The 323-nt window shown below is 57.0% G+C and carries 1 pseudogene; it reads right to left on the reverse strand.

Features of this window, described 5'->3' with window-relative positions:
- Nucleotides 1-323: pseudogene (locus MXF20_RS23495) on the reverse strand (MFS transporter); the annotation flags it as partial.

The raw sequence follows: 323 nt of genomic DNA on the forward strand, positions 1-323 counted from the left end.
AGCATGCCCGTCACGGCAGGCATGCCATAAGCGGCCAGTATCTGCGGAAAATGAGTGGATACGCCGGTAGAAACAAAGCTTATTAGCGCTATTAGCGTGGCATACCACAGGCCGCTGATGAATGCTTTTCGGTCTTCTGCTTTTCCGATCGCTGGAAAAGTGGGCTGCCCGGCAACGGGTGGTTGACTCCGGTTGACTGCCGGAATGGCGGACAGAAAAAGCAGGCTGACAATGCCCGCACAGCCGTAAACGATAACCGCATACCGCCAGCCGGTAATGTGCAGTAGCGCAGCCCCAGCAGGCCAGAACACGGCTGAAGCGAG

Source organism: Pantoea dispersa (genome assembly GCF_035783935.1).
GTDB classification, from domain to species: Bacteria; Pseudomonadota; Gammaproteobacteria; order Enterobacterales; family Enterobacteriaceae; genus Pantoea; species Pantoea dispersa_C.